Origin of the sequence: Sediminicola sp. 1XM1-17 (assembly GCF_037203765.1) — a bacterium.
Taxonomy (GTDB): Bacteria; Bacteroidota; Bacteroidia; order Flavobacteriales; family Flavobacteriaceae; genus Sediminicola.
Genome location: NZ_JBBCAS010000013.1, coordinates 22,915 through 48,494, shown reverse-complemented (window position 1 = coordinate 48,494; position 25,580 = coordinate 22,915). Strand labels below are relative to the sequence as shown.

General features: G+C 39.0%; 24 protein-coding genes. 5 read left to right on the top strand and 19 right to left on the bottom strand.

Translation table 11 applies throughout. The annotated features are described in order from the left end of the window. Positions 1-139 precede the first annotated feature (139 nt). The 3 genes from WAA86_RS15040 to WAA86_RS15030 all read right to left on the bottom strand — a co-directional run bounded on the left by WAA86_RS15040 (position 140) and on the right by WAA86_RS15030 (position 2,050). Complete coding sequence (locus WAA86_RS15040) at positions 140-568, bottom strand: hypothetical protein (protein WP_337301846.1); 429 nt, start codon at positions 566-568, stop codon at positions 140-142. Between the two features lie 167 nt (positions 569-735). Beyond that, entirely contained in the window at positions 736-1,299 is a 564-nt protein-coding gene (locus tag WAA86_RS15035; protein WP_337301845.1) for a hypothetical protein, read from the bottom strand. A gap of 160 nt (positions 1,300-1,459) precedes the next feature. Next, positions 1,460-2,050, bottom strand: coding sequence for a TlpA family protein disulfide reductase (locus WAA86_RS15030; RefSeq protein WP_337301844.1), 591 nt, complete (start codon positions 2,048-2,050; stop codon positions 1,460-1,462). A 662-nt stretch (positions 2,051-2,712) separates the two neighbouring features. Here WAA86_RS15030 and WAA86_RS15025 point away from each other — a divergent pair. Then, positions 2,713-2,922: a hypothetical protein gene (locus WAA86_RS15025; RefSeq protein WP_337301843.1), complete on the top strand. Its 210-nt coding sequence runs from the start codon at positions 2,713-2,715 to the stop codon at positions 2,920-2,922. Between the two features lie 194 nt (positions 2,923-3,116). On the opposite strand, the gene WAA86_RS15020 is transcribed toward WAA86_RS15025, so the two are convergent. From WAA86_RS15020 to rpsO, 10 genes are all read right to left on the bottom strand, one after another. After that, positions 3,117-3,707, bottom strand: coding sequence for a TlpA family protein disulfide reductase (locus WAA86_RS15020; protein WP_337301842.1), 591 nt, complete (start codon positions 3,705-3,707; stop codon positions 3,117-3,119). A 179-nt stretch (positions 3,708-3,886) separates the two neighbouring features. Then, on the bottom strand, positions 3,887-4,648 hold the full coding sequence (locus WAA86_RS15015; RefSeq protein WP_337301841.1) for a DUF6090 family protein: 762 nt from the start codon (positions 4,646-4,648) through the stop codon (positions 3,887-3,889). A gap of 588 nt (positions 4,649-5,236) precedes the next feature. Next, the gene (locus tag WAA86_RS15010; RefSeq protein ID WP_337301840.1) at positions 5,237-5,749 is read right to left on the bottom strand and encodes a hypothetical protein; all 513 of its coding nucleotides are present in this window, start codon (positions 5,747-5,749) and stop codon (positions 5,237-5,239) included. Between the two features lie 176 nt (positions 5,750-5,925). Beyond that, positions 5,926-6,498, bottom strand: a complete 573-nt coding sequence (locus tag WAA86_RS15005; protein ID WP_337301839.1) for an RDD family protein — start codon at positions 6,496-6,498, stop codon at positions 5,926-5,928. A gap of 183 nt (positions 6,499-6,681) precedes the next feature. Continuing rightward, positions 6,682-7,266, bottom strand: a complete 585-nt coding sequence (locus tag WAA86_RS15000; protein WP_337301838.1) for a hypothetical protein — start codon at positions 7,264-7,266, stop codon at positions 6,682-6,684. A gap of 210 nt (positions 7,267-7,476) precedes the next feature. After that, the gene (locus tag WAA86_RS14995) at positions 7,477-8,040 is read right to left on the bottom strand and encodes a hypothetical protein (RefSeq protein WP_337301837.1); all 564 of its coding nucleotides are present in this window, start codon (positions 8,038-8,040) and stop codon (positions 7,477-7,479) included. A gap of 167 nt (positions 8,041-8,207) precedes the next feature. Further along, entirely contained in the window at positions 8,208-8,756 is a 549-nt protein-coding gene (locus WAA86_RS14990) for a hypothetical protein (RefSeq protein WP_337301836.1), read from the bottom strand. A 744-nt stretch (positions 8,757-9,500) separates the two neighbouring features. Beyond that, on the bottom strand, positions 9,501-10,364 hold the full coding sequence (locus tag WAA86_RS14985; RefSeq protein WP_337301835.1) for a sigma-70 family RNA polymerase sigma factor: 864 nt from the start codon (positions 10,362-10,364) through the stop codon (positions 9,501-9,503). Between the two features lie 185 nt (positions 10,365-10,549). Then, the gene (locus WAA86_RS14980; RefSeq protein WP_337301834.1) at positions 10,550-12,772 is read right to left on the bottom strand and encodes a polyribonucleotide nucleotidyltransferase; all 2,223 of its coding nucleotides are present in this window, start codon (positions 12,770-12,772) and stop codon (positions 10,550-10,552) included. Positions 12,773-12,999: 227 nt separating this feature from the next. Then, complete coding sequence (gene rpsO, locus WAA86_RS14975) at positions 13,000-13,269, bottom strand: 30S ribosomal protein S15 (RefSeq protein WP_337301833.1); 270 nt, start codon at positions 13,267-13,269, stop codon at positions 13,000-13,002. A 254-nt stretch (positions 13,270-13,523) separates the two neighbouring features. On the opposite strand from rpsO, the gene WAA86_RS14970 reads away from it, so the two are divergent. After that, on the top strand, positions 13,524-14,384 hold the full coding sequence (locus tag WAA86_RS14970; RefSeq protein ID WP_337301832.1) for a hypothetical protein: 861 nt from the start codon (positions 13,524-13,526) through the stop codon (positions 14,382-14,384). Between the two features lie 44 nt (positions 14,385-14,428). Here WAA86_RS14970 and accD read toward each other — a convergent pair whose 3' ends face one another. From accD to tamL, 3 genes are read right to left on the bottom strand one after another with little or no spacing between them, the layout of a single operon-like run. Further along, positions 14,429-15,289 (bottom strand): acetyl-CoA carboxylase, carboxyltransferase subunit beta, encoded by an 861-nt coding sequence (accD, locus tag WAA86_RS14965; protein ID WP_337301831.1) that lies wholly within the window; start codon positions 15,287-15,289, stop codon positions 14,429-14,431. A gap of 34 nt (positions 15,290-15,323) precedes the next feature. Beyond that, on the bottom strand, positions 15,324-16,391 hold the full coding sequence (gene fbaA / locus WAA86_RS14960) for a class II fructose-bisphosphate aldolase (protein ID WP_337301830.1): 1,068 nt from the start codon (positions 16,389-16,391) through the stop codon (positions 15,324-15,326). Positions 16,392-16,449: 58 nt separating this feature from the next. Beyond that, on the bottom strand, positions 16,450-19,041 hold the full coding sequence (gene tamL, locus WAA86_RS14955; protein ID WP_337301829.1) for a translocation and assembly module lipoprotein TamL: 2,592 nt from the start codon (positions 19,039-19,041) through the stop codon (positions 16,450-16,452). A gap of 24 nt (positions 19,042-19,065) precedes the next feature. On the opposite strand from tamL, the gene WAA86_RS14950 reads away from it, so the two are divergent. Then, complete coding sequence (locus tag WAA86_RS14950) at positions 19,066-19,785, top strand: TrmH family RNA methyltransferase (RefSeq protein WP_337301828.1); 720 nt, start codon at positions 19,066-19,068, stop codon at positions 19,783-19,785. Positions 19,786-19,793: 8 nt separating this feature from the next. Here WAA86_RS14950 and porT read toward each other — a convergent pair whose 3' ends face one another. Together porT and ubiE are read right to left on the bottom strand one after the other, a co-directional pair. Then, positions 19,794-20,489, bottom strand: coding sequence for a type IX secretion/gliding motility protein PorT/SprT (gene porT / locus WAA86_RS14945; RefSeq protein ID WP_337301827.1), 696 nt, complete (start codon positions 20,487-20,489; stop codon positions 19,794-19,796). A gap of 4 nt (positions 20,490-20,493) precedes the next feature. Next, on the bottom strand, positions 20,494-21,222 hold the full coding sequence (gene ubiE, locus WAA86_RS14940; RefSeq protein ID WP_337301826.1) for a bifunctional demethylmenaquinone methyltransferase/2-methoxy-6-polyprenyl-1,4-benzoquinol methylase UbiE: 729 nt from the start codon (positions 21,220-21,222) through the stop codon (positions 20,494-20,496). Positions 21,223-21,491: 269 nt separating this feature from the next. Between ubiE and trkA the strand changes: the two genes are divergently transcribed. Beyond that, positions 21,492-22,841 carry a Trk system potassium transporter TrkA gene (gene trkA / locus WAA86_RS14935; protein ID WP_337301825.1) on the top strand — a complete coding sequence of 450 codons (1,350 nt, stop codon included), beginning with the start codon at positions 21,492-21,494 and terminating at the stop codon, positions 22,839-22,841. Position 22,842: 1 nt separating this feature from the next. Further along, complete coding sequence (locus WAA86_RS14930; protein ID WP_337301824.1) at positions 22,843-24,333, top strand: TrkH family potassium uptake protein; 1,491 nt, start codon at positions 22,843-22,845, stop codon at positions 24,331-24,333. A 58-nt stretch (positions 24,334-24,391) separates the two neighbouring features. Here the strand turns inward: WAA86_RS14930 and WAA86_RS14925 are convergent, their stop codons facing one another. Further along, complete coding sequence (locus tag WAA86_RS14925) at positions 24,392-25,576, bottom strand: pyridoxal phosphate-dependent aminotransferase (RefSeq protein WP_337301823.1); 1,185 nt, start codon at positions 25,574-25,576, stop codon at positions 24,392-24,394. Between the last annotated feature and the right edge of the window lie 4 nt (positions 25,577-25,580).

Genomic DNA, 25,580 nt, shown 5'->3' with positions numbered 1-25,580 from the left:
TTAGGCTATGATTCCGTTGTTGAGATTTGATGTTAATCAAATCGAGCTTGGGATCATGCCGGTCTAAAGTACGAAAACTTTTGAATTGTAGTAAATATGCTAAACAATGGATTATAGCCAGTGTTGTACGCAGGCTTTTTTATTCAGTTGATAATCTTGCTTTATTCATTAGGTATATCACTCTTCCTAAATACATCATAAATGGAATTCCGCTACCAAGTGTTACAGCAAATAGAAAACTGTCATAGTACCAAGCACCATAACAAACAAAAAGAAACGAAATCAGCATTAAAGTCAGTCCGATGTAAATCCAGTTATTTTTTTGTAAAATATCTTTTGAAAACAATAATACAATTGAAATCAGTTTTCCAATTAAGGAAACAAGAGCTGTAAAAATCAGACTGCTCTCAAAAGGATACTCTTTCTGAAAGTCAAATCCTTTTTTGATTAAACTCGGAATACTTATAAATTCAAACATTATCATTATTCCATATCCGTGTCCAGCAGGAACTCCAATTAGAATTATCGAGTTCAGAATTAAGGTTATTATTATTCCTCTTTTTAACAAATTTTGGTTAGTTTTTTAGCTTGCGTACAACGCCTAGGCTATGATTCCGTTGTTGAGATTTGATGTTAATCAAATCGAGCTTGGGATCATGCCGGATTAAATGTACGAAAACTTTTGATTTGTAGTAAATACGCTAAACAATGGATTATAGCCCTTGTTGTAGCACGTTATTTTTCCTTGTTGTATAATTCAATTGCTTTCAAGTATTTCATTCCACCAGACTTTGTTTGGTCGAATATGAACCCGTTCAATTCAGGATGATGTTCATCAATCCAGCTTAGAAGTTGAGTTTTATTGCTATCCCAAGTCGGATAATCAAAATTCACGTAATCTGTTTCTATGCTGATTATTTTATCTTTTTGAAACCTAATAATTTGATTTGTTATAAATGGTTTTTCTTGAAGAAAAAAGATTCTTTTGTCCATTTTTGAAATTTTTGCTTTGACAATTCCGTCCTTTTGTTCAATTTCAAGTATTTCATAGTTAGGTTCAAAAACGGAATCCCATTTTAAAATCTCTAAATATTCGCTTTTAGAATATGTATTTTTATGTTCTCCTTCTATTGTTTTTAGGCTATCCGCAAACCAGTCCGATATTTTAGAGTAGTCCGAATTGTCAAGAACCTTAAAGTATTGTTTAGCAATTTCAACTCTGTTAATTTCCTTTTCAGAGTTTTTACAGGATATAAATCCGATTGTCAATAGTAGTAATAGTACTATAGTTTTGTTCATTCGTTTTTGGTTTGGTCTAATGTGCTACAACGCCTAGGCTATGATTTCGTTGTTGAGATTTGATGTTAATCAAATCGAGCTTGGGATCATGCCGGTCTAAAGTACGAAAACTTTTGAATTGTAGTAAATATGCTAAACAATGGATTATAGGCATTGTTAGCTAACGTTTTTTTAATTCGGTCAGTTGAGCTATTATTCGATTTTTAAATTCAGCTTTATTTCTCGCTTCATTCTCAATATCTTTTGGAATAAACTTTTCAATTTCAGTTAATACCAGATCTTTATCTAAAATTAGCGTTTTGGGGTATCCAAAAAAACCAAAGGATTTTAAGTATTCTTTTGCATCGATGATATGTGTGAAATTAAAATCTACTCGATTTAGAAACTCAGTTACCTCTTTATGGTCTTGAAAAGTAATTGAAATGAAATTTACATCTCTGTAAAATTGAGATTTAATATCATTTAATATGGGCATTTCATCTATGCAAGGTTGACAATTGCTAAACCAAAAATTGATTAAAGTCGGTTTACCTTTGAGGGATTCTGAATTCAGTTTTTTCCCATCAAGTAAAGTCAATTCAAATTCGGGGAGTTCCTTGCCTTTAAATCCACTTAATTCTTTGTTAAGTCCCTTCATTATGGATTTTATATTTTCCCCCATTGCGTTTTCTAGGGAATCGTTTACTTGGCTTAAACATAGGTTTGAAGTCAAGATTAATATAAGAATCAAAGTTGCCTTTATTTTGCGCATGTATTAAAATGTTAGCTAACGGTTAGGCTAAGAATCCGTTGTTGAGATTTGATGTTAATCAAATCGAGCTATGGATTCAGGCCGGATTAAATGTACGAAAACTTTTGAATTGTAGTAAATATGCTAAACAATGGATTTTAGGCCATGTTGGCGTGTGTGGTGAAGCTTAAGCCAAGTGGAAGGCCAACTGACTCCTAAATATCCCAAACGCTTTTTAAAATTGTCTATATAGGTAATCTAAGCGGAGCATTGCGTATTGCTTGCGTTCTGATTGGTAGGCAATTTTAGAAAGAGGAATTGGCGCAGACCTTGATCCATTTATTTATTTAAACAGCACCCCTCCGAACTGTTTTGCATTATTGCACCATACACGCCAACGGTCTCGTATAACCGTCAGTTACGGGTTAATATGCGTTAATTTTCGGTTTGGCACAGACTTTAGCAATTCCGAGTGGATTCGGATGCAGTCGAATCCGCCGTAATTGCGGTTATACATTGTTGTGCAACGTATTTTTTTTATTCCAACATTTTTTGAATTATTAGATTGTCGATAAAAAACGGTAAAACCATTGTTCCGGTCAATACGATTAATGTCGGAATAATGTCAATTTTCTTTTCTGGTACTCTCGATATTTCGGGTTCTCTTTTGTAAATCAGATAGTATGGAAGTCGGATTAATTTATACAGAATTAGAAAAATTAATGTCATTTGAGAACCAAAATACACAAGGGATTTATTGTCTTTTGCCAAATAATGGTCATATAATATTCCGAAAACTAATACTCCAATTGAAATCAGTAGATATTTCAGAAAAACAGTCCTATTCTTCAGTTTCTGCTGGTCAAAAATCAGAAGCCAAAGAAAAGGAATGAAGAGTAGAAAATAAATTATTTTGTCAATGTCCATTTATTATTAAAAGTCTGTTTTTACATATGAAGCACAACGCCTAGGCTATGATTTCGTTGTGGTGAACGTCGAAGACTTCTCCACTTATGAAATCAGGCCGTTTGCTGGTTTCTATTTTTGTTTTTTGCATACTGCCACAATGAATTATAGCCCTTGTTAGCTAACGTTTTTTTAATTCGGTCAGTTGATGTATTATTCGATTTTTAAATTCAGCTTTATTTTTCACTTCATTCTCAATATCTTTTGGAATAAATTTTTCAATTTCTGTTATAACCAGATCTTTATCTAAGATTAGCGTTTTGGGATATCCAAAAAAACCAAAGGATTTCAAGTATTCTTTTGCATCTATGATATGCGTAAAATTATAATCTACTCGATTTAAAAACTCAGTTACCGCTTTATGGTCCTGGAAAGTAATGGAAATGAAATTTACTTCTCCATAAAGTTGAGATTTAATATCATTTAATATGGGCATTTCGTCTATGCAAGGTTGACAATTGCTAAACCAAAGATTTATTAAAGTCGGTTTTCCTTTGAGAGATTCCGAACTCAGTTTTTTTCCATCAAGTAAAGTCAATTCAAATTCGGGAAGGTGCTTTCCTTTAAATTCACTTAATTCTTTATTAAGTCCGGTCATTACGGATTTAAAACGTTCCCCGATTGCATTTTCTAAGGAATCGGTTACTTGACTTAAACATGGGTTAGAAGTCAAGATTAATATAAGAATCAAAGTTACCTTTAGTTTGCGCATGTATTAAAATGTTAGCTAACGCTCTCGGCTATGAGTAGTTGTGTAGTGCCTCCGACGAGCAAAGCGAGAGGAAGGCAAAGTAACTCAACTTTACAATTACACACCAAGCTGAAAATCCTCGCAGATTTTTAGAAGTAGGCGAGAAAGAGCAATTACTTATAGCCATTGTTGTGCTTTCGTTATTTAAATAATTTTTTTTCAAGAATTGATAATATTTTATCTGACGATATTATTAATTCTCCATAAAAATTTTCTAAAGCAACACTCTGGTAATATCTCGAAACCAAAAGTGACTCCAAGGTTTTATCCTTTAAAAGTTTAACATCATCAATCGAAGATGTCGGTCTTGGGTCATCCTCATAAAATGACGCTATAAATTCCCATTCATTATCCTTCTGAAAAATATCAGGATATTCTGTATTTATATAAGGTTCATATTTGGTTTGGATTTGCGTATTTGCAATATGTTCTCTTTCTTCAGTCCTTTCTATTAAAGCGTAATAATTTAGAACAGCCGTTCTTAATTCGGTATTTAGTGAAGGTATTTCATTGGATTGGGTGATAGTTTCAATTCCATTAGTATTTGGGCTAAATTGAAATTCTCGAACTAACAATACCAAATATTTCTTCATCGAATTATTGACAGGTATTATAGTTTTTATCTGTGCCATTGAAGAGTCAGCACATTTTATGTTTTCAGTCATATTTTCTTTTAAATTTTGAAGTTGGGCTTGGTCTTCAATTAAATTCTGCTTGAGTATTTCAAGATGACTGTTTATTGATTTATCTATTTTATTTCGTTCATTCCAATTATTGATTTGAAGCGCTATTAAAATTCCGATTACGACGAGGACAATTTCTCCGAATGCATATTTAAAATACTTTCCAGTTTTTCCTTCTGAAAGCAAGTTTTGCCTAATTTTTCTAAAGAATTTTATCATTGGTCATTGATTGGTTATAATGAAGCACAACGGTTAGGCTAAGAATCCGTTGTTGAGATTTGATGTTAATCAAATCGAGCTGTGGATTCGGGCCGGATTAAATGTACGAAAAGTTTTGAAATGTAGTAAATATGCTAAACAATGGATTTTAGGCCATGTTGGCGTGTGTGGTGACGCCCAAGCCAAGCGGAAGGCCAAACTGGCTCCTGAATATCCCAAAAGCTTTTTAAAATTGGCTTTATAGGTAAGCTAAGCGGAGCATTGCGTATTGCTTACGAACAGATTGGTAGGCAATTTTAGAAAGTGAAATTGGCGCCGACCTGGATCCAATTATTTATTTAAACAGCAACCCTTCGTACTGTTTTGCATTATTGCACCATGCACGCCAACGCTTGAGCTATGCGTAGTGCGGAAATAAGGAAACCTTTTTGTTTCCGTCTTCGCACGTAGCAAAAGCTTTTTGTTTTGATTTATATTTTTTGTCCAAAGCAAAATCCAAAAGATTTTGCGGTCAGAGTAAATATACGCTTACTTAATATTAAACACCAAATTCCGCATTACTTATAGGTATTGTTGTGCGCAGGTATTTTAATTCTTTTTTATCAGATAACGATGTCGAGAATACAATCCAATTCCAAAAAAACCCACTCCCATGGCTATTAAAAATCCAAATTTTGAGTGAGCTTTAGCGTCAGGTATATCGTATAATACATCTCCATTTCCATCTGCTATTTTAAAAACATGAGGTTTGAAGTCCCTCTTTTGACTTTTTTTTACCCAAACAGTTAATTCTCCGTATTGATTTAATCTTTTTTTTATTTGTTCAAAGAGGTAATTATATCTTTTATTACCGATATTTTCCGTTAGAACGAAAACACTTTCATAATCTACAAGAGTAAATTTCAATTCCGATTTAACACTTTTACCACCCCGACTTGAATTTACTTGATTATAAAAAACTTTCACCATGTCTATATGCCCAGTAATTTCACTCAATGAACTTCTTGGTGTGAAGAGTGTCGAAGCAAAAAAAGTAAAAGCCATCAAAATGGATCCTATTCCTACAATCAGCCCTTTTTCCGCGTAATAGTCTTTATTCATTCAAGTACAAATTCAATTTGCAGGCTTGCGCACAACGCCTAGGCTATGATTTCGTTGTGGGGAACGTCGTAGACTTTCCCACTTATGAAATCAGGCCGTTTGGTGGTTTCTATTATTGTTTTTTGCATGAAGCCACAATGAATTATAGCCGATGTTAGCATTAGTATTTCAATTATTTAATCACGAATTACTTTTGTTTTTGATAGATAATCATGAATTCCATTTTTTACAAATAGAAAAGAAAGGCGATCAAAAGGAATCAGTCGGCAAAATGTTCTTGTAACTATGTCCGAAGAATCAGGTGTCGTTCCGTCTGATTTTACAACATGTGTTTTAGTGATAAATTTCCCTAAAGTTTTTTGATATTTTAATTCCATTATCGAATAGTATCCTATAAATGCAGCTAGAAATGTAAAATAAACGATAATCTGAATTGACTCCAAGCTACTTGGATTAAATACAAGTCCTATCATAAAACTCAAGATGAAGGATATTATAATCCAAGTAGTCCAGTCTATTATAAAATGAATAAACCTTATTCCAGAGCCTACAACATTCGAGTTTACGTTATGTTTTTGAGATTTTTCCAAATCTATTTTTTTCTTAAGCTCTTGAAAGGTTGTAGTATCAATTTGTCGTTTTTCAATTTCTCTTTCAGCAGCTTTTAAAGCAAGAGAATTATACTTATCCCGATCAATTGTGACTATTTTTATTAATTCTTTATCTGTCCTTTCAGACATTACTTTCATGAATTCGTTTTCCATTGGTCTTGCTTGGTCAATATTAATGCTAACGCTTAGGCTATGATTCCGTTGTTGAGATTTGATGTCAATCAAATCGAGCTTGGGATCATGCCGGTCTAAAGTACGAAAAGTTTTGAATTGTAGTAAATATGCTAAACAATGGATTATAGGCCATGTTAGGCAACGTATTTATTCTGGATATGGTCGACCAGCATAGATATACATAATACTGTCCGAATTTGGGTCCAGAAATCGAAGAATTTTCAACTTTATCAAGGGTAATTGAAAATCATCCTCGCCATATGTGTCCAGTATTAATTCAGAAAAAATAGAGCGATTTAATTCCTTTCCGTTTTGGAAGAGTTCCGATACCTTATTATTGAAAAGGGAGCCCTTCGAATTTTCAATATTCAAGTATTTTTGTGAAATCAAAGAAGTTTCGATAGAAGGGATGATTTTAGTAATCCCTTCGCCAAGTCCTTCAAGTGCTTGTTTTAGGTCATATTCTATTTCAAACTCCATTTTATCGTCCTTGCTAATTTGTTTTAATAAGCTAACATAGCTTTGATAAGTCCCGTCGACAATGATACCTTTTGAAATTAAACCTTTTTCAAACTCAGAAAGGACTCTTGCAAGTCCATCATAATAATTAGGATTTTTTTTCGCAAGTAGTTTGTCAATTTCTACTTCATATATATTGCTAGTCACTTGGCAATTGATTTTTGTAGTAAACAAGAAACAACATATTCCTATAATGATAAGTGTTCTTTTCATATGTTGCCTAACGCATAAGCTATGAGTAGTGCGGAGGCAAGGAAACTTTTTGTTTCCGTCTTCGCACGTAGCAAAAGCTTTTTGTTTTGATTTATATTTTTTCGCCAGAGCAAAATCCAAAAGATTTTGCGGACATAGTAAGTATACGCTTACTTTAAATTAAATACCAAACCCCGCATTACTTATAGGTATTGTTAGCCGTTCGGTTTTTTATTCTAATGTCAGATTAAATTTTCCATTCCTTATTTCAAAATCCAATGGTGGTTGTTCTTCCCCAATTGCTCCAGCACCAATAATTACCTTTCCATTAAATATTCCTTGCACTTCTGAGTCAATCCTAATGATTGTTGATTCGGATTGATATTCCTCAATCCCACTACCATTGGCTTGATAATTATATAAGTCATCTTGCCACGAACTATTATATTCCAAATACTGATAAATCTGTTTATTTAAATCAGGGTATGTTCCTTGGTCTATTTCTCTTACAGGAAATGCAAAGAACCATATCAGAATGTTCTCAGAGTTAGATGAATTTTCAAGTTTTCCAGAAATTGATAATTTAACTGCAGTACTCTGGTAAATCCAAGGTATTGTATCTAATTTTGCTTTTGAGTCAATATTAAACGTTCTTTCTATTCCGTCAATCTCAGCCACGATACTACCCAAAGGAATGTCAACATTAATCACTTGATTTGAATTATCGTCATCATTACTACAACTAATGGATAATACGTACAATAGAAGTAAATAAAAAATATTTTTCTTAATCAAAATTTCCTTTTTTTTTTTAAACTGACGGCTAACGCCTAGGCTATGATTTCGTTGTGGGGAACGTCGTAGACTTTCCCACTTATGAAATCAGGCCGTTTGTTGGTTCTTATTTTTGTTTTTTGCATGATGCCACAATGAATTATAGCCAATGTTGTATGCAGTTATTATTACCAGTCTTCTGATTTTAATTCATACTTATCAAAGTCAAATAAATTGGAAAATGTAATCTCAAATATTTGAGCGTCCGCTTTTAAAAATCCTTTTTTAAATTCTCCTTTTTTAATAGCAAAGTCAGAAAGAGGTTGAACTGAGTTAGCGGTCATTACTGAAATTCCATTTCCTGATAGGTCGTTTATTGTCTTTAAATTTATTCCATTTAGAGTAACTCGATAACGTCCATCTTTAAAATCTATATGGAAGGTTCCACTAATGGAAGAATTCTGAACATAAAATGAAGTGTTCCAACTACTTTTTCCAGCTCCTTGATAATCAGGAGAAATGTTTTCAATTTCTCCGTCAAGTAGTTCTTCTTCGAACGTTATATTCTTAAAAATCCCCTTTTCTTTTATGATTTTTTCGATATCACTTTTTAATAATTGTGATTCGAATATTTTTTGCCATTCTATATGATTGTTTTCTATTTTAAAACTATGGATCTCCTGTCCATTTAACCTAAGACTAGCAACTAAAAGTATAATTAATATTTTTTTGAGCATAATTTATCGCTTTAATTTTAATTGCATACAACGTTTAGGCTAAGAATCCGTTGTTGAGATTTGATGTTAATCAAATCGAGCTATGGATTCAGGCCGGATTAAATGTACGAAAACTTTTGAATTGTAGTAAATATGCTAAACAATGGATTTTAGGCCATGTTGGCGTGTGTGGTGAAGCTTAAGCCAAGTGGAAGGCCAACTGACTCCTAAATATCCCAAACGCTTTTTAAAATTGTCTATATAGGTAATCTAAGCGGAGCATTGCGTATTGCTTGCGTTCTGATTGGTAGGCAATTTTAGAAAGAGGAATTGGCGCAGACCTTGATCCATTTATTTATTTAAACAGCACCCCTCCGAACTGTTTTGCATTATTGCACCATACACGCCAACAATTGGATAAAGTGATGTAGTTCACTTTATAACTATTTTGTGTTGTCTAAATATAGAAAATAATAGTTAAATAGTGGGTAATTGCACTTATATTAAAAAAGACAGCAAACGAGTACAAATATTTACAAATGAATATCCTATTTGTACTTATACAGTAGGGTAGTAGTGGGGTGTAAAAAATGGGGAATGTAAAAAGCCTATAGGTCCCAAAATGAAAAAACTCCGGTAATCAGCCGGAGTTTATTCATCAATCAAAAAACGAACAGTCATGATAACTGTTGTTATTGTATACAAAATTACAACTTAATTACCGAGACTCCAATAGGGTCGGTGAAATTGTAACATTGCCTGGGTCTAGCCCAAATATGTTTTTAAGATTTTGCTTCTAGAGGTGTGCTTCAATCTTCTGATCGCCTTTTCCTTGATCTGGCGAACTCGTTCCCTGGTAAGGTCAAAAGTCTCCCCAATTTCTTCCAAGGTCATAGAGTGCTGTCCTGCCAGGCCAAAGTATAAACGGATCACGTCCGCTTCCCTTGGGGTCAGGGTTTCCAAAGCGCGCTCTATTTCGGTACGCAAAGATTCGTGCAACAATTCCCTGTCCGGATTTGGAGATTCCCCACTACGCAATACATCGTAAAGGTTGGAATCTTCCCCGTCTATCAATGGAGCATCCATGGATACGTGGCGTCCAGAGTTCTTCAATGATTGTTTTACGTTCTCAACGGTCATGTCCAATTCTTTGGCGATCTCCTCGGCAGAAGGCTGTCTTTCGTGTGCCTGCTCCAAGAAAGCAAAAGTCTTGTTGATCTTGTTGATAGAACCAATTTTGTTCAATGGCAAACGCACAATACGTGACTGTTCTGCCAATGCCTGTAATATGGACTGACGAATCCACCATACGGCATAGGAAATGAATTTAAAACCCCTGGTTTCATCAAAACGCTGTGCAGCCTTGATCAATCCCAAATTACCTTCATTGATCAAATCGGGTAGGGTAAGTCCTTGGTTTTGATATTGCTTGGCAACAGAAACGACGAAACGAAGGTTAGCTTTGGTCAATTTCTCAAGTGCGGCTTGGTCGCCGGCCTTGATACGTTGTGCCAACTCTACTTCTTCATCTGCTGTAATAAGGTCTACTTTGCCAATTTCTTGCAAGTATTTGTCCAAGGAGGCGGTTTCCCTGTTGGTAACCTGTTTTGTAATCTTAAGCTGTCTCATTTAGGTTTTCCTTTCTAAAAATTAGATGTGCAATACAAAGACTGCATTAGGTTATACGTTGAAAAACAAAAAAAGTTACAATTAATTGTCATTAATTTTATTTTTCAGTCAAAATACGCCTTTTTAACAGTAAAAAGCCCCAACGGGATCCGTTGGGGCTTTCAATGTATCATATAGATGGAGTCTTAGTCCCTTCTTGGTTTGCGATCTCTATCGCCACCTCTTCGGTCATTTCCTCTTCTATCGTTACCACGGTCCTCGCGTGGAGGTCTTTCTTTGAAACCTTCAGGTTTTGGCAATAAAGCCTTACGGGAAACCTTATCTTTTCTGGTCCTAGGATCCAATCCAAAATATTTCACGTCAAATACATCACCCATGTTCACCACATCGGTTACATTTTCTGTGCGTTCCCAAGCCAATTCGGATACATGCAACAATACTTCGTTTCCTGGGGCTTCCACATATTCTACTACGGCTCCAAAATCCAACATCTTGATAACCTTTACCTCGTAGACACTGCCCACTTCTGGCTTAAAGGTAATAGAGTCTATCTTGGCCAATACGGCATCGATACCTTCTTGGCTGGTACCCAAGATTTCTACGATCCCCTCTTCCGTTACCGGATCTTCGTTGATCACGATGGTAGTCTTGGTAGCTTTCTGCAATTCTTGGATCACTTTTCCACCAGGTCCTATCAAAGCACCAATAAATGCTCCCGGAATAGTTCTGGTCACCATTTTTGGAGAGTGAGGTTTCACATCTTCGTTTGGAGCAGAAATAGTTTCGGTTAATTTATCCAAGATATGCAAACGTCCGGCTCTTGCTTGTTTCAAAGCATTTACCAAAATTTCGTAGGACAATCCCTTTACTTTAATATCCATCTGGCAAGCGGTGATCCCGTCTGCTGTTCCGGTTACTTTAAAGTCCATATCCCCCAAGTGATCTTCGTCACCCAAGATATCGGATAAAACGGCATACTTTCCTGAATCTCCATCAGAAATCAATCCCATGGCAATACCGGAAACTGGTTTTTTCATTTTGATACCGGCATCCATAAGGGCCATTGTACCAGCACAAACTGTTGCCATGGAAGAAGAACCGTTAGATTCCAAAACCTCGGAAACAACACGTACCGTATAAGGACAATCTGTTGGGATCATTCCTTTTAGGGCGCGTTGTGCCAAGTTACCGTGTCCTACCTCTCTACGGGAAGTACCTCTAATAGGTCTTGCTTCACCAGTGGAGAAAGGAGGGAAGTTATAGTGAAGGTAGAATGTCTCTTCTCCTTCGTAAGATGGCATATCTATTTGGTTGGCCTCTCTAGAAGTTCCTAAAGTTACCGTAGCCAATGCTTGGGTTTCACCCCTTGTAAAGATAGCGGAACCATGGGTTGATGGTAGGTAATCTACCTCACACCAGATAGGTCTTATCTCGTCCGTTTTTCTTCCATCTAAACGAAGTCCTTCGTTCAGGGTAAGATCACGTACGGCATTCTTTTCTGCTTTGTAGTAGTATTTGGAAACCAAATCTCCATAATCTGCCATTTCCTCTTCTGAGAAAGTAGCTTTGATCTCTTCTTTGATGGCATCAAAGGAGGCACTTCTTTCGTGCTTGGATGATCCTGCTTTTGCAATGGCGTATACTTTGTCATAAGCCATATCATGAATCTTCTTGGCCAAAGCTTCGTCTTCTCTTTCTGGCTCGTATTCACGCACTTCTTTCCTTCCAAAGGCTTCAGCCAATCTTAATTGGGCAGCACATTGAACTTTAATGGCATCATGGGCGAATTTAATGGCTTCAGCCATTTCTTCTTCTGAAATTTCTTTCATTTCCCCTTCTACCATCATCACAGAATCTGCAGAAGCACCAATGACCATATCAAGATCCGATTCTTCCAATTGGGCTCTTGTTGGGTTGATGATAAATTTACCATCTACACGACCAACACGAACTTCTGAAATAGCACATTCAAATGGGAAATCTGATAATTGAATAGCGGCAGATGCAGCCAATCCGGCCATAGCATCTGGCATAACGTCATCATCATGTGACATCAATTGGATCATCACCTGGGTTTCAGCGTGGTAATCTTTTGGGAACAAAGGACGTAAAACGCGGTCAACCAATCTCATGGTCAATACCTCGCCGTCACTTGGTCTTGCTTCTCTTTTGAAGAAACCTCCTGGATAACGACCAGAAGCTGCGAATTTTTCGCGATAATCTACGGTTAACGGTAGAAAATCAACATCGCTTTGTTTGTAGTTGGAAACAACTGTACATAATAACATACATTTTCCTGATTGGACAACCACAGAACCATGGGCCTGTTTTGCCAATTTTCCGGTTTCGATAGAAATTTCCCTACCGTCCCCAAGGTCAATGACCTCTTTAAAAACTTTTGGAATCATAAATTTTAATTAGAACCTGCGTAAATACAGATTAGTTTAACAATGGTCTTTTCGTCTTCCTAGACGGACTGTGTTGTTGTGTTGTTGTTGTGTGTTGGACCAATGAAAAACTATGTGCAAGCTTTTTGTTTTGCCTCAACAAACTGGTATTGAGGGCTTTGTAATAAGTTTTCTCCGATTGTGAAGTCAACCTATAAAAAAGGGGAAGCTTAGCTTCCCCTTTGATATTATTTTCTGATGTTCAATTCTTTGATTATAGCACGATATCTTGTGATATCCTTTTTGATCAAATAATCCAATAGGCTTCTTCTTTTACCTACCAATTTCACTAGGGAACGCTCCGTGTTGAAATCCTTACGGTTTCTTTTTAAGTGCTCAGTCAAGTGGTTGATTCTGTGTGTGAACAAAGCAATCTGTCCTTCAGCTGAACCAGTGTTGGTTTCAGAATTACCGTGTTTTTTAAAGATTTCTGCCTTTACTTCTTTAGTTAAATACATTCCAATATTATTTAATGATTTTTATGTATATGATTGATTTTCAATCAGGGCGCAAAGATAGACTTTTTTTTAGAAACTGTTGTTATCCTATTTATTTTTTAGGACTGCGATTAAACTTTTTTAAAGAACCAGCGTCCTAATAGTAAACGTTAAAGAAATGTTATAGGGTGGTGAGCGATAAACGATCGTAATGTTAGCTAGCTAGAAAATCGTGTATCTCCCATGGCAAATGTTAAACAATTAAATCAAACAAAATGAAAAATAGTCTCAAAATCTCGAATTTAACAGGAATGGTACTTATGACCGTAATGGTAATGGTTTCCTGTGCCAAAGATGAATCGCCAGTCATTGCTGAGGAAGCAACTTTTGATGTGGCAGAGCTTACCGCCAGCGATGAAGCGGAATTGATTTCGGAAGAAATTGCCAATATCAGTGAGGATGTCTACGCTACAGAGGAAATTAAAGCGACCTCCAAGGCCAATTACGCTTCCAATTATCTGCCGGACTGTGTGACCATCACTACAGTGGTTACCAGTAGCACTAAAGAAACAACCATAGATTTTGGTGCCGGTTGTGAACTGCCCAATGGCAATCTGCTCAGTGGAATTATCTTTTTGAGCTATGCCAAGGATATGGAAATGGCCACGAAGACCATTGGTCTTTCTCTGGAGGATTTTACCTTTAATGGTGTGGCCGTGGAAGGTAGTGCCAGCTTGGTAAGAATGCGTTCCAATGACCATGGCAACCCACAGTCCGATGCCGTTGCCAATTATAGTGGGGAATGGCCCGATGGCACTACTGCCAGCTTTACAGGTAATAGGACCAGAGAGTGGATAGCCGGCTATGGCTCAGGTTTTTGGGGAGATAATGTGTTCCTGATTACGGGACAGGGTACCTATACCGGTAAAATGGGCAATATATTTTCCAAAGAAATAGTTACGCCCTTGCGCAGGGAACTGTCCTGTAGGTTTATAGTGAGCGGCGTTTTGGAAGTGTCCAAGAACGATGCTATCGCAAGCCTTGATTTTGGGGATGGTAGTTGTGATGCAAAAGGATGGCTTACCTATCCCGATGGGGATGTGGAAGAGATCTTCCTGAGAAGGTTCAATAAATAAGATGAAAAAAAAAGCCCTGATATTTTTATCAGGGCTTTTTTGATTTATCCTCTCAGAGGATTGTTTTGAATCAGATCTATATATAGATTGATCTTTCTTTTTAAATCTCTTCGGTGTACGATGAAATCCAAAAATCCGTGTTCCTTGACAAATTCGGCAGTTTGGAAATCTTCCGGCAATTCTTTTCCGGTTGCTTCTTTTACTACTCTAGGACCCGCAAATCCAATTAAGGCACCCGGCTCGGAAATATTGATATCTCCCAGCATGGCGTAGGATGCGGTTGTTCCTCCTGTTGTAGGATCGGTACATAGCGAAATGTAGGGTAATCCTGCATCTGCCAGTTGCGCCAATTTGGCCGAGGTTTTGGCCAATTGCATTAAGGACAGGGCGGCTTCCATCATACGGGCACCACCGGATTTTGAGATCATGACAAAGGGTAATTTATTCTTGATGGAATAATCTATTCCCCTGGCAATCTTTTCTCCTACCACACTCCCCATAGACCCACCGATAAAGGCAAAATCCATGCAGCAGATCACGACATCTTTACCCAAAGATTTTCCAACGGCCGTTCTAACGGCGTCGTTCAATCCTGTTTTGGTCTGTGCGGCCTTCAACCTTTCAGAGTATTTTTTGGTGTCCTCAAATTTAAGGGGATCCTTGGATGTCAATTTAGCGTCCAATTCCTTGAACTTGTTGTCATCAAATAGGATTTGAAAATATTCCTTACTGCCAATCCTAACGTGATAATCATCTTCAGGACTCACATAAAAGTTTTTGGCCAATTCATCTGCCTCTACAATTTTACCTGTGGGCGATTTGTACCATAATCCTTTTGGAGTGTCCTTTTTCTGATCGGTGGCAGTCTGTATTCCTTTTTCCTTTCTTTTAAACCAAGACGACATAGGCTATATGTTTAATTTAGACGGTTACCGGGTCTTATAATGTGTTAACGTTGTTCAGGTCTTCAAAAGCTTTCTTTAATCTCTCAACAAATGTTTTCTCTCCTTCGCGTAACCAAACTCTAGGATCGTAATGCTTTTTGTTGGGCTCATCAGCTCCGTTCGGATTTCCTATCTGAGATTGAAGATAATCTTTTTTATCCTGAATATAATCTCTTACTCCGGCTAGGAAAGCGTATTGTAAATCGGTATCGATATTCATTTTGATTACCCCGTAGCTGATCCCTTCACGGATTTCGGCTACAGAAGATCCAGATCCCCCGTGGAATACAAAATCGATGTGGTTGTGCTCCACATTGTATTTTTTGGAGATATACTCTTGAGAGTTCTTTAATATTTTTGGGGTCAATTTTACGTTTCCTGGCTTGTAAACCCCGTGAACGTTACCAAAAGCCGCTGCAATGGTAAATTTTGGGCTTACTTTTGAAAGCTCTTCATATGCATAAGCAACTTCTTCCGGTTGGGTGTACAATTTGGAATCGTCAACATCTGTATTGTCAACACCATCTTCCTCACCTCCGGTGATTCCCAATTCTATTTCCAAGGTCATTCCCATCTTGCTCATTCTGGCAAGATATTGTTTGCATATTTCGATGTTTTCTTCCAAAGGTTCTTCGGAAAGATCAATCATATGTGAACTGTACAATGGTTTTCCGGTTTCGGCGAAATGTTTTTCACTGGCATCCAAAAGACCATCTATCCAAGGCAATAATTTCTTGGCACAGTGGTCTGTATGTAAAATTACGGTAGCACCATAGGCTTCTGCCAATTCGTGTACGTGCTTGGCTCCGGCAACAGCTCCTAATATGGCTGCTTTTTGTCCGTCATTGGACAACCCTTTACCAGCGTTGAACTGGGCACCTCCGTTTGAAAATTGTATGATTACTGGGGCATTTAAACTTGCAGCAGTTTCCAATACACCGTTGATGGTATCCGAACCAATTACGTTTACTGCGGGCAATGCAAACCCTTTTTCTTTTGCGTAGTTAAAGATTGCTTGGACTTCATCACCTGTAGCAACTCCTGGTTTAATATTATGCGCCATAATTTATTTATGTGTTTGTTTCTATGAATGGAACACAAAAGTAATAAAATTATTAGGTCTAAAAAGGATAATTTATACCTATGTTGAATACGGCATCACCCTTTCTGTAGCCTCCGAACCATTTACTGGAGCCTTCCTCTGCAGGATTATACGTCTTAAAACCAGTATCCAAGCGAAAAACAAAGTAGGTGAAGTCGTAACGCAACCCGATCCCGGTTCCCAGGGCAATATCACCAAAGGAGCTTAAATTGTTAAATGTGGCATCTGGATTCTCAACATCGTCAAAGACGTTCCAGATATTTCCCGCATCGGCAAAAAGTGCCCCTTTTACATCGCCGGCAATAGGAAAACGGTATTCCAGGTTAAAGGCCAGTTTTAGGTTGGCCTCGTTAAAATCGTTCACGTTTTGTGTTTTTCCAGGACCAAGGGAGTAGGCGTTCCAAGCCCTGTTGTCATTGGATCCCCCAGCAAAATAACTGCGTACAAAAGGAACATTGCTAGAATTGCCATAGGGTACTGCCAATCCAAAGAAACTCCTAAAAGCAATAACGTTGGAGCGGGAGAGGTCCCAATGTTTGATATAATCGAACTCCGTTTTCAGGTATTGGGAGTAGGGGACCCCAAAAACCAAATGTTGTCCGCTATCATTTTGATTAAAGGGAATTACCCCTGTCAATGCGGACAATAATGCGCCGGCACTCTCGAACTTCGCCCTAAATTGATAAAAATCGTTATCCGTGATTCCCTGCTTGTTGTTTTTTGTAAAAGTATAGTTGCTGGCAAAGATCAGGTTGTTCTCCGTAAGCCTGACCCTTCGCTCTTCCAAACTGCGCACTTGGTTGAAATCATCCGAGGATTGGGGAATAAGCCCTTCGTTTAAAACGGCATTGGTAAAGCCTGTTGTTCCGGAAGGGATGATCAGTTCCAAATCGCCGTCATTGTTTTGGTCCTCAAAAAATTCAGTTAAAGTGGGGTCTGATTCATAATCGTCTGCCACATCATCCAGCAGATCGTAGCTATTGTTGTATACATTGTAGAACCTGTCCTGGTTCAGATTTCTCACAAATTGGATATTGAGCAGTTCAATAGTGTGTTTTTTAGCATCTGTCGGGGACCAATTGTACCCGTAAATCGAGTTCAAGGTCTGTTTGTCCAGGCCTATATTCTTTTGAAAGCTGGTTCCCATAGATATTTTGGTCTGTGGCAACATATAGTAGGGTATGATTTTTTTGGTACTGATAAAAGGTAACCAGAGTCTTGGAAAATTAAGGTTGATATCCCCACCAATTTCGGTAACGTACTTTTCATCGGACAGGGAAGCATCACTTAAAAGACCTACCGATCCCCTAGCGGAAATGCTTAAGGTTTCAGCCCCGCCAAACACATTTCGGGTGACCAGGGAGGAGCTGAATGCCAATCCCGCATACTGAATGTTGGAATGGGTCACATCGGTATCCAATTGCAGGGAATATTTGGGCCTGGCAGTGAGATAGATATTAGCATCTATCTTGCTCTGGGTGCTATCAACCACAAAATCAATATTCGGGTATTTGAAGGTATTCAGGTTGGCAATCTGTCTGTAGGTGCGTAATCTATCCAATTCCCTATAGATACTGTCTTTATTGATGAATATGGCGTCTGTCAGGGCTTTGGGCTTATAGCGCAGCCTGTCCTTATAATAAATGGTATAGTTGTTATAGTCAATAGATTGCAAGGAATCTTCATCGGTGTCGAACTGATAATCTGCATATATATTGACCTTTTCAAAGGTGTGCACATAGTATTTGGAGGTGGTCACCGTATTTTCATCCCTTTTTCTTAGATCTTCAATGCTCAGTTCCACGTCTAGCTTTTGATCGTCACTGGCTTTGGTGGTATCCCTCAATATTTCATAGGATATGGAGCTTTCCTGGAAGCCGTAAATCCCGGAATTTCTAAAAATATTGGTAAGTCGTTCCCGCTCATTGTTGAAATCTGCAATATTGAACTGCCTGCCTTCTTTTACCAAGGAGTTTTTGGCGTTCAATTGGTAAATGGAATCTACGGCCGGGGACGATATTTTTTTAGAAAAGGTGTCTATGACAAAAGGATCTCCCAAGGTCAATTGATAGTCTATGGCTGCCCGTTGTTTTCTTTTGGTGCTGTCTATGACATAGGTAGCATTGGTATTGAAATAGCCTTTGCCGCCATAATAGGCTTTTAGGCGTTCCAAGGATTTTCTGGTTTTGGAGGTGTCTATGATGACCGGTGCTTCCCCAATTTCCTTGAGCCACTCGCTATACCCTTTTACCAAAAAAGACTCCCCTAGCCTGGCAACCTGTTTTTTGGACAGCAGGTTGTTCAGCCTTTCTTCCCTTTTTTCATTTTTTTGGAGCCAGGCCTGATAGGAAGAATCTGGATTTTTCTTGGCCATGTTGTACAAGTGCAGTCGCAATGGATAGCCTAATAGTCCACTGTTCGGTTTTTGTACAATAAGGCTCTGGGCTTCTTCACTGGTGACTTTCTCGCCATCCGTGTGGATACTGTTTTTGGTCAATAACAGTTCATCCTCCTCCACCCTTTTCAGTGCATTACAGGAGGCAATTGCAATACCTAGCAATAATAAACCTATTTTTGCTCTGTGATTTTTTAAACTAAAAAGGGTCTTCATAGAGATCAAAAATACATTATTTGTATGGTTGTTAAAAGCCAAATAAAATTTATAAAAAACCTTCAGCAAAAAAAGCACCGAATTCAACATAAGATGTTTGTTGCTGAGGGTGTTAAGTTGGTTCGGGAGTTATTGGATTCTGATTTTGAGGTGGAGGAAATTTACACTACAGATCTGGGATTGGTAAAGAATGCGGATAAAAAGCAGAAGATTTCGGAAGCGGATCTTCAAAAAATGAGCGGACTAAAATCACCCAATAAAATTTTGGCCGTTTTTCATTTTCCGATCGAGAAGGAGATCAGGGCAACAGACTGGATAGTAGTGTTGGATGATGTTCGCGACCCGGGCAATTTGGGAACCATAATCCGCCTTTGCGATTGGTTTGGTATTGATCAACTGGTATGCTCCAAGAATACCGTAGATTGTTTCAATCCCAAGACATTACAGGCCACGATGGGTTCTGTGAGCAGGGTGAATATGGTGTATGCAGATCTGTTCGACTTTCTTAAAAAAACTTCCTTACCCATTTATGGAGCTTTTATGGATGGGTCCACCGTTTACAGGGAGCAGTTTCCGGACAAAGGTATTTTGGTCATGGGCAATGAAGCCAATGGGGTAAGTGCCGAGGTAGAAGCGCTGATCACCAAAAAAATCGCCATTCCACAATTTGGAAAAAGCAATACCGAGAGTTTAAATGTTGCCACGGCAACGGCTATCCTTTTGAACGAAATAAGAAGAGGGTAGGGAAGTGCCTATTCAAAAGTGAAATTTACAAAGAGCCCCCTTGTTTTCATTGATGCTATATTGCCTGTCCATGGGCTATTGGGGTCATTGTCCCGGATAAGCTCATCGGTAAGGCCAAAGACGCCTCTGATGGATGGGGTGAACTTAAAGTATTCGGTATAGAAATCTATTCCAAAGCCCATTTCATAGGCATAGGTGTTCTTCTTCATTCTAAAGGTGCCACTGCTATTGTCATCCAGACTGGCCTCGTTACTGCCCAAATTTAATGAGGTTGAGGCGCCACCAATTAAAAACGGTTTCCAGTTCCCCAATCTACGGGTGCTCACTTTCAGCAAGAGCGGGAAATTCACATAGGTAGATTTAACTTCCCTTAGTGCTTCATTTTCACTGGTAAAGCCGGGAAATCCCAGGGTTCGGGAGGTGTAGGTAAGTCCAGGCTCAAATCTTAGATCCAAGAACTCGTTGATGCGGAGCTCTCCGATAAGCCCTACATTGAATCCAATGGATTTTTGGACCAGGACATCATCGAGGTCGTTTTTGTATTCGAACTTAAAATCATATTGGTTGAAACCAAGGTAGTATCCCCAGTTAAGGGGGTGCATATCCTCATTCTGTAAATTCAATACCGGTTTATCATTGAATTGTGCCCTGGATGTAAAACCGATCAGAATTACTCCGATCAGGAGAAAAGATTTGATTTTCATACGCCTATTTTGTTGCAACATAGATAGATGCGACCCCAAAGGTTTGGGGCTTGTTCTCTACTCCTATAAACCCAATTTTTTTCAAAATATTGTTGAACTCCCTTCCATGGGGAAAAACAGCCGCCGATTCTGATAAATAGGCATAGGCAGAATCGTCCTTGGAGAACAATCTTCCAATTTTTGGGAGGATGTTTTTTGTGTAAAAGTGATATCCTTGTTTAAAAGGTGTTTTGGTGGGGACGGAAGTTTCCAAAACCACAAAAGTGCCTCCGGGCTGCAAGACCCTATATATTTCTGCAAGGCCTTTTTCAAGGTTGTCAAAGTTTCTAACACCGAACGCCACGGTAACCGCATCAAAAGTGTTTTCTTCAAAGGGCAGATCTTCACTGTCGCCCACAACCATTTCTATGGTGCTGGCCAGCTTTTTCTCATTAATCTTCTTTTTGCCCACTTCCAGCATGCCGGCAGAAATGTCAAGGCCCACTATTTTTTTTGCTCCGGTCTCTACCAAGTTAATGGCGAGATCTCCGGTGCCGGTGGCGATATCCAAGATGCTTTGTGGTTGTTTTTTCTTTAAAATGGCAACGACCCGTTTTCTCCATTTTATATCGATCCCAAAGGAAATGACCCTATTGAGGCCATCGTAATTCGTAGAGATCGTATCAAACATTTTTGTAACCTGTTCTTTTTTGCCAAGTGAAGAATCCTTGTACGGGGTTACCTTTTTGCTCATAACAACAATTTTTTGCAAAGATACTATAAAGACGCAATCTAGGTGGTAGATCGTTTAGTTTATCTGATAAAGAGGTCTATTGAAGGCATTTCCTTGACTATTTAAATAGGATGAGTATAAATTTGCGTAATTTTGCACAGTAGGATTTGCGGAATTTTTCATCCATTAAAACCGATTGAAAGTGATGGTGGGGCTTTAGGCGATCACCATAGTTGTTTTTAAATTTTCGGCAATTACTCAGATCTATGAAAAAACAAGTTAGTTAACGAATGAAAATTATAATTGCAGGAGCAGGTGAAGTAGGTTTTCATTTGGCAAAATTACTCTCATACGAATCCCAAGATATTACCTTAATAGATACCAATAAGGACAGTCTGTCCTATGCGGACAGCCATTTGGATATTCGTGTTCTCAAAGGCGATGCCACCTCCATTTCAGTTTTAAAGGATGCACAGGTAGAACGCTCTGATCTGGTCATAGGAGTTACCGCCTCGGAAACTACCAACCTTACCTTATGCCTTTTGGCCAAGCAGTTGGGTTGTAAAAGGACTATTGCCAGGATTTCCAATGCCGAATTTATCCATAATAAGGAGGCCATCAAATTTTCAGAATTGGGGATAGATGAGCTTATTTCCCCAGAGGCGCTGGCGGCAACGGAAATACAGTTGCTGCTCAATCAATCTGCATTTAACAATACTTATGAGTTTGAGGCCGGGGCCCTGATCATGGTAGGGGTTTCTTTGCCAAAACAGGCGCCATTTGTAGGGAAGATGGTCAAGGATGCCGCCCAGATATTTCCGGAGTTACATTTTATGCCCATTGCCATTCAGCGTACGGGTACCCAATATACATTGATTCCCAGAGGGGATACCGAATTTAAATCGGAAGACCAGGTGTACTTCATTACCTCCAAAGAGGGTGTGGATGAGCTGTACAAATTGACCGGGAAAGAAAAGACCGAAATAAAGAATGTCATGATCCTTGGCGGGAGCAAAGTGGGCTATAAAACGGCCCGGGACCTTTGCATCAATAAGTTCAATGTGAAATTGATAGAAAAGGATAAGGAAAAAGCCTTTGATCTTGCTGATGAACTTCCCAATGCCTTGATTATCAATGGAGACGGAAGGAATGTGGAATTGTTGGACGAAGAAAATCTGGAGGCCATGGATGCCTTTGTGGCGGTAACCGGAAACTCGGAAACCAATATCATGTCCTGTTTGGTAGCCAAATCCAAACATGTCAAAAAAACCATCGCCCTGGTGGAAAATATGGATTATTTTCAATTGTCGCATTCCATTGGTATTGATACACTGTTAAATAAAAAGCTGCTGGCAGCAAATAATATATTCAGGCATATTCGAAAGGGGGAGGTCGTGGCCTTGACCCGGCTCAATAACCTCAATGCCGAGATCTTGGAATTTATTGTAAAGCCAACCTCCCAGGTAAACGGCAAGGTTATAAGGGAACTCGATTTTCCGAGGGAAGCCACCATAGGTGGGGTCATCAGGGATGGTAAAGGGATTACCGCTCTGGGGGATTTCAAGATAGTGCACGGGGATAGGGTAGTGGTGTGTTGCCTGCCCAGTGCTATTCCAAAAATAGAAAAGCTGTTTTTGTAGGATGGCTTTAAACTCCAAAATAATCGTTCACTTAATGGGACTGCTATTGCTCTGCAATGGCTTCTTTATGCTCATCGCCGCTTTTGTAAGCGGGATTTATGAGGATGGGGTAACCTTGGATATTACTTTGGCCGCCATTGTAACGATGTTGTTGGGTGTGGTTTCCATGTTTTATACCAGATCCCATAAGAAAGAGGTAAAGCGCAAGGAGGGGTATATAATTGTCACCTTTGGCTGGCTGGTCATGTCTGCCTCAGGAATGCTGCCCTATTTGTTCTCCGGAGCAATCCCCGGTGTGACAAATGCTTTTTTTGAAACCATGTCCGGCTATACCACTACCGGTGCATCCATTCTGGATGATATAGAGGTAATGCCCGAAGGTATTCTGATCTGGCGAAGTCTTACCCATTGGATTGGGGGGATGGGGATCATTGTACTGGCCATAGCCATATTGCCATTGCTGGGCATTGGGGGCATGCAGCTGTTTGCGGCAGAAGCTCCTGGGCCCAGTGCCGATAAGTTGCATCCAAGGATTACCGATACGGCCAAAAGATTATGGCTCATTTATTTTGGATATACCGTGGCCGAAACGATGTTGTTGAAGTTGGCAGGTATGTCCTTTTTTGATGCCATCAACCATTCTTTGGCTACCTTGTCCACGGGTGGCTTCTCTACCAAGAATGCCAGTTTGGCCTATTGGAACGATCAGCCCCTGATACAATATATTGTGATCTTGTTTATGTTTTTGGCCGGAAGCAATTTTGTACTGAGTTATTATGCCTTCAAGGGCAAGGTACAGAAGATCCTGATGGATGAGGAGTTTAGGTTCTACAGTATATTCACAATCGGCTTTACGATAATTTCTGCATTGGTCATTTATTATCAGGCCAATGTGCCCGTATCGGATTACCACCCCATGGTCTTGGGACCGGCGGAGTCTGCTTTTAGGCATGCCCTGTTCTCGGTGGTCACTGTTATTACCACTACGGGATTTGTATCTGCTGATTTTACCAGTTGGACACCCTTTTTGACCATCTTCTTCTTTGGACTTTTCTTCTTGGGGGGGTCAGCGGGTTCTACGGCCGGTGGCATAAAAGTGATGCGGCATTTGCTGATCATTAAAAATGGACTCTTGGAATTTAAAAGGACCTTGCATATCAATGCTATTATTCCTGTGAGATACAATAACAAAACGGTAAAGGAGCATATTGTTTATAACGTGATCGCATTTTTTGTGCTCTATATGCTTTCTTTTATCATCGGAGCCCTGGGATTGGGCTTTATGGGTCTCGATTTTGATTCGGCCATAGGCGGAGCTGCCTCTTCTTTGGGCAACGTGGGTCCGGCTTTGGGGAGCTTAAACCCATTGAGCAATTTTAATTCCCTGCCAGATGTTGGAAAATGGTGGTGCTCCTTTCTGATGTTATTGGGGAGGTTGGAGCTTTTTACCGTGCTCATCTTGTTTACCCCTTACTTTTGGAAGAAGATATAACATAAAAAAAGCCTGCATCAGCAGGCTTTTTTATTGATAATACTATTATGGATTTCTCTTAAACCGCTGCTTTTATTCTTGCCATGGCTTCTTTCAATTCCTTTTCTGAGGCTGCATAGGAAATACGGATACAGTCTGGGTTACCAAAGGCTTCGCCGGTTACGGTTGCAACGTTGGCATGTTCCAATAGAAACAATGAAAAGTCGGATGCATTGTTTATGGTAGTGCCCTTTAAGGTCTTTCCGAAGAAGCTCGAAATGTCCGGGAATACATAAAATGCACCTTCAGGAACATTCAATTTAAATCCTTCTATTTCTCCCAATAGGTCAAGGACCAAATCGCGCCTTTTGTGGAACTCATCAATCATGAACTGTATTTTGCTGACCGGGGCTTCAAGAGCAGCTATGGTAGCACGTTGGGCAATGGCATTGGCGCCACTGGTAATCTGTCCTTGGAATTTGGTACATGCCTTGGCAATCCAATCTGCAGCACCAATATATCCAATACGCCATCCTGTCATTGCAAATGCTTTGGATACACCGTTGACAGTTATGGTCCTTTCGTACATACCATCAATGGAGGCAATACTTGCGTGGCCCCCTCTAAAATTGATATGCTCGTATATTTCGTCTGAAACGATAAAAATATTCGGGTGTTTTCTTAAAACTACGGCCAGGCCTTCCAATTCCTCTTTGCTGTATACGGACCCACTTGGGTTGCAAGGAGAACTGAACCAGATCATCTTGGTCTTTGGGGTAATGGCTTTTTCCAGCTGTGCCGGAGTCATTTTAAAATCGGTATCAATGCTTGTAGGTACTTCAACAGGCACCCCTTCTGCGATCTTTACAATGTCACTGTAGCTTACCCAGTACGGGGCGGGCAATATAACCTCGTCACCGTTATTCAACATAACCATGGCAACATTGGCCAAAGACTGTTTTGCACCGGTGGAGACAACAATCTGATTGATGTTGTAGCTTAGGCCATTGTCCCTTTTGAACTTATTGGCAATAGCTTGTTTAAGATCCGCATAACCATCTACGGGAGAGTAGCTGCTGTAATTGTCATCTATCGCCTGTTTTGCGGCTTCCTTAATGAAATCTGGAATATTGAAATCCGGTTCTCCCAAACTCAGTCCAATGATATCCTTGCCTTCATTTTTGAGCTCCCTTGTCTTTGCTGCCATCGCCAAGGTGGCAGATGTAGCCATGTTTGTAATCCTTTCGGATAAATGGTTCGTCATTCTT

Excerpts from the sequence above, each read along its gene's own strand:
- WAA86_RS15000 (WP_337301838.1), bottom strand. The coding sequence starts at position 7,266 with ATGAAAAGAACACTTATCATTATAGGAATATGTTGTTTCTTGTTTACT.
- WAA86_RS15035 (WP_337301845.1), bottom strand. The coding sequence starts at position 1,299 with ATGAACAAAACTATAGTACTATTACTACTATTGACAATCGGATTTATA.
- WAA86_RS14980 (WP_337301834.1), bottom strand. The coding sequence starts at position 12,772 with ATGATTCCAAAAGTTTTTAAAGAGGTCATTGACCTTGGGGACGGTAGG.
- WAA86_RS15010 (WP_337301840.1), bottom strand. The coding sequence starts at position 5,749 with ATGAATAAAGACTATTACGCGGAAAAAGGGCTGATTGTAGGAATAGGA.
- WAA86_RS14950 (WP_337301828.1), top strand. The coding sequence starts at position 19,066 with ATGGTTGTTAAAAGCCAAATAAAATTTATAAAAAACCTTCAGCAAAAA.
- porT (WP_337301827.1), bottom strand. The coding sequence starts at position 20,489 with ATGAAAATCAAATCTTTTCTCCTGATCGGAGTAATTCTGATCGGTTTT.
- WAA86_RS15015 (WP_337301841.1), bottom strand. The coding sequence starts at position 4,648 with ATGATAAAATTCTTTAGAAAAATTAGGCAAAACTTGCTTTCAGAAGGA.
- WAA86_RS15030 (WP_337301844.1), bottom strand. The coding sequence starts at position 2,050 with ATGCGCAAAATAAAGGCAACTTTGATTCTTATATTAATCTTGACTTCA.
- tamL (WP_337301829.1), bottom strand. The coding sequence starts at position 19,041 with ATGAAGACCCTTTTTAGTTTAAAAAATCACAGAGCAAAAATAGGTTTA.
- WAA86_RS14990 (WP_337301836.1), bottom strand. The coding sequence starts at position 8,756 with ATGCTCAAAAAAATATTAATTATACTTTTAGTTGCTAGTCTTAGGTTA.
- WAA86_RS15020 (WP_337301842.1), bottom strand. The coding sequence starts at position 3,707 with ATGCGCAAACTAAAGGTAACTTTGATTCTTATATTAATCTTGACTTCT.
- accD (WP_337301831.1), bottom strand. The coding sequence starts at position 15,289 with ATGTCGTCTTGGTTTAAAAGAAAGGAAAAAGGAATACAGACTGCCACC.
- WAA86_RS15005 (WP_337301839.1), bottom strand. The coding sequence starts at position 6,498 with ATGAAAGTAATGTCTGAAAGGACAGATAAAGAATTAATAAAAATAGTC.
- WAA86_RS15025 (WP_337301843.1), top strand. The coding sequence starts at position 2,713 with ATGGAAGTCGGATTAATTTATACAGAATTAGAAAAATTAATGTCATTT.
- rpsO (WP_337301833.1), bottom strand. The coding sequence starts at position 13,269 with ATGTATTTAACTAAAGAAGTAAAGGCAGAAATCTTTAAAAAACACGGT.
- WAA86_RS14985 (WP_337301835.1), bottom strand. The coding sequence starts at position 10,364 with ATGAGACAGCTTAAGATTACAAAACAGGTTACCAACAGGGAAACCGCC.
- ubiE (WP_337301826.1), bottom strand. The coding sequence starts at position 21,222 with ATGAGCAAAAAGGTAACCCCGTACAAGGATTCTTCACTTGGCAAAAAA.
- trkA (WP_337301825.1), top strand. The coding sequence starts at position 21,492 with ATGAAAATTATAATTGCAGGAGCAGGTGAAGTAGGTTTTCATTTGGCA.
- WAA86_RS14930 (WP_337301824.1), top strand. The coding sequence starts at position 22,843 with ATGGCTTTAAACTCCAAAATAATCGTTCACTTAATGGGACTGCTATTG.
- WAA86_RS14925 (WP_337301823.1), bottom strand. The coding sequence starts at position 25,576 with ATGACGAACCATTTATCCGAAAGGATTACAAACATGGCTACATCTGCC.
- fbaA (WP_337301830.1), bottom strand. The coding sequence starts at position 16,391 with ATGGCGCATAATATTAAACCAGGAGTTGCTACAGGTGATGAAGTCCAA.
- WAA86_RS14970 (WP_337301832.1), top strand. The coding sequence starts at position 13,524 with ATGAAAAATAGTCTCAAAATCTCGAATTTAACAGGAATGGTACTTATG.